Below are 2647 nucleotides of genomic sequence, written 5' to 3'. Positions count from 1 at the left end.
CGCCTACCGAGAGCAGCGCGCCGCCGCCGCTGTCGCCGCCGCCGAGGGCATGGCGCGCGGCGGCATTGACCGCGGCCTGCTGCCCGGGCCGTGCCGCCGGGGCGAGCAGGGCGAGCCAGAGGGCGTGGTCGAGGCTGGCGGCGAAGACGTCCACGCCCTCGCCGATCGCCTGGCCGTTCTCGAACAGCGGCGCGACCAGGTAGCCGCGCGCGGCGCCGTCGATGCGGTGCACCCTCTGCAGGCCGTCGATGACTTCAGCGAGGCGGGCGCTGTCGGCCTCGTCGAGCGGCCGCTTGTAGCAGGCCTCGGCGACGATCGGCAGCACGGTGGTCTCGGCGAGGGTCTCGAAGGGTACGGGCGCCTTGATCGTCGCCCCCGCGGCCAGCGTCAGGCCTTCGAGCTCGGTGGCCTGCGCGAAGCCGAGGCCGACGATGGCGGTGGCGGGCTGCGCCGGACGCAGGCCCTGGCCGAGCAGCTTCAGGAACACCAGGCGCTGGCGCTCGGGGATCAGGTTGGCGCGGTAGAGCAGCGCGTCGCCCAGCCAGGCGAAGAGTTCGAGCAGCGTGCGCCCGGGGTCGCCCAGGCGTGGATGGGTCCATTCCGGCGTGTGCGCCGGGATGCGCGCGAGCAGGTCCTCGAGCAGGTCGTCGAAGCTGCGGTCGTCGAGGCGCGGTGGCAGGATCGGCATGTCAGCCCTCCTCCAGTCGGACGGTGACCGCCACGGCGTCGGCGGCGCCGGAGCGGGCGAGGCGGTAGGCGATCTCCACCCGCAGCTCGCTCGGGCGTCCGGGGACTTCGAGCACGTCCACGCGGTCGAGCAGGATGCGGCGCTCCCAGCGGCTCAGCGCCGACATCGTCCAGTCGCGGATCTGGCGGCGGGTGGAGAGGTTGTTGGGCGCGTGCAGCAGGCGGTCGAGGCCGGCGCCGAACTCCGGGCGCATCAGCTGCTCGCCCGGGCGGGTGCTGAGGATGACGCGGATCGCCTGGCGCACGCCGGCCTCGAGGCCGGGCCAGTCGAGGCGGCCTTCGGCGTCGGGCACGGCGAACAGCGGCCAGCCGATGAGCGGGCGCGGCAGGGGTTCGTTCATTCGCCACCTCCGCCCTTCTTCGGGAAGGGAATGCAGACCTTGATGAACATCATCCAGCGCAGGAAGAGGTCGAACAGCGACAGGAAGATGTTCAGCACGATGAACGCGCAGATCGTGATCACCGGGATGTTGAAGCCGCAGATCCAGCCGAGGTCGAGCCCCTTGCCTTCCGGTTTCCTGCCCTCCATGAGCTCGAGCGGGTCGCCCGAGAGCAGGTGCTGCATGGAGGCCGGCACGGTGAAGGCCACGTTGGGCTTGAGCTTCTTCAGCATCTCGCGGTCGCTCGGGTCGGGCATCGCCACCTGCACGGGCGGCGCGCCGCTGCCCTCGAACCAGGGTGCGATCACGAAGCCGGGACTGTAGGCGCTCCACACCGTGCGCGCGGGGCAGTCGCCCTCAGGCTTGAGGCGCACGAAGGCGCGCAGCACGTAGTGCGCCTGCGGATCGTCGTAGCGCCCGGCCTGGCCGGCGAGCGCGTCGAAGCGCTGCAGCAGGCAGGCCGACAGCGCCTCGGCGAGCCGTCCCGCGGTGTCGGCATCGAGCGCGGGCCAGCCCAGCGGCATGGCGGGCGCGGGCGCCGCGTCCTCGTCCTCGCCCTCGAGCAGGATGCGCGCGGCGGCGCGCAGGAAGCTGCCCGCGGGTACGCTGCCTGCGGCGGGCTTGCCGGCGGCGTCCGCCAGCGGCAGGCCGATGCCGTCGAGCACCGCGACCAGGGCCGTGGCCTCGGGTCCGTCCTCGAAGGCGCCGAATTCCACCGCGAGCTGGCGCAGCAGGAGCAGCAGGCGCTGCATCGCGCCGCGCTCGTCGGCGCTGGGCGCGCTGCGCGCGAGGCCGGCGAGTGCGGGCGTCAGGGGCTCGCCGGCGCGCGGGAAGCGGTCGGCGAGGCCGCGCAGCGGGCCGGCCAGGTGGGCCTGGAAGGCGCTCGAGTGTGGTCCGAAGCGCTCGTCGTCCAGTCGCGACGCGCCGCCTTCGGCGCGCTCGCTGCTGGTGGTGGGCACGAGGCCGTAGAGCAGGGTCGCGCCGGCCGCGGCGCAGACATCGGGCGGGGCCACGAACATCGGCACCACCGCCTCGGACAGCAGCGCATCGTCGTCCGTGGTGAGCACGGCGCGGATCTCGCGGTCGAGGGCGGGCTGGCCGGTCGATGGGCGCGCGAGCCGGCGCGTGGCATCCGGGTCGTGGCGGGGGCAAAGCGGCGCCGCGGCGTGCTCGACCCTGGCCCAGCCGCGCACGCCGTCGGCCGCGCGCATCCAGCCCTGCTTCAGCTCCCGCCCCTCGGCGTCGCGGCGCAGGCGGCGGATCACCAGGCCGGCGGACTCCACCTTCGCAGGGTCGATGCGCGGGCGCCCGGGCGTGTCGCAGCGCGCCTCCATGACGGCGAGATGGAACTGGCGCTGGACGGGCTGGAACAGCTTGAGCAGCGGACGGCCCTCGGCGGCCAGGCGGAGCTTTTCGCGCGCGGCTTCGGCATCCGTGGCCTTGCCGGCGGTGGTGCGCGCGCCCGCCAGCCCGAGGTGGCCGCTCGCGGCGCGCAGGCGGTCGAACAAGGTGCGGCCATG

General features: G+C 74.3%; 2 protein-coding genes and 1 pseudogene. All 3 read right to left on the bottom strand.

Annotation, left to right across the window (positions count from 1 at the left end):
• Positions 1-688, bottom strand: a pseudogene (locus C667_RS22010) (hypothetical protein); the annotation flags it as partial.
• Position 689: 1 nt separating this feature from the next.
• Positions 690-1088, bottom strand: coding sequence for a GPW/gp25 family protein (locus C667_RS22005; protein WP_004385253.1), 399 nt, complete (start codon positions 1086-1088; stop codon positions 690-692).
• On the bottom strand, positions 1085-2647 hold a 1563-nt coding region (locus C667_RS22000; RefSeq protein ID WP_004385252.1), incomplete at its 5' end, for a hypothetical protein. The genes C667_RS22000 and C667_RS22005, both read right to left, overlap by 4 nt.

Origin of the sequence: Thauera phenylacetica B4P (assembly GCF_000310225.1) — a bacterium.
Lineage (GTDB): Bacteria > Pseudomonadota > Gammaproteobacteria > Burkholderiales > Rhodocyclaceae > Thauera > Thauera phenylacetica.
The sequence above is the reverse complement of the archived record's forward strand: the minus strand, read 5'-3'. Positions and strand labels throughout refer to the sequence as shown.

What these genes read in the sequence shown, in the direction of transcription:
- C667_RS22005 (WP_004385253.1), bottom strand. Translation starts at nt 1,088, where the DNA reads ATGAACGAACCCCTGCCGCGCCCGCTCATCGGCTGGCCGCTGTTCGCC.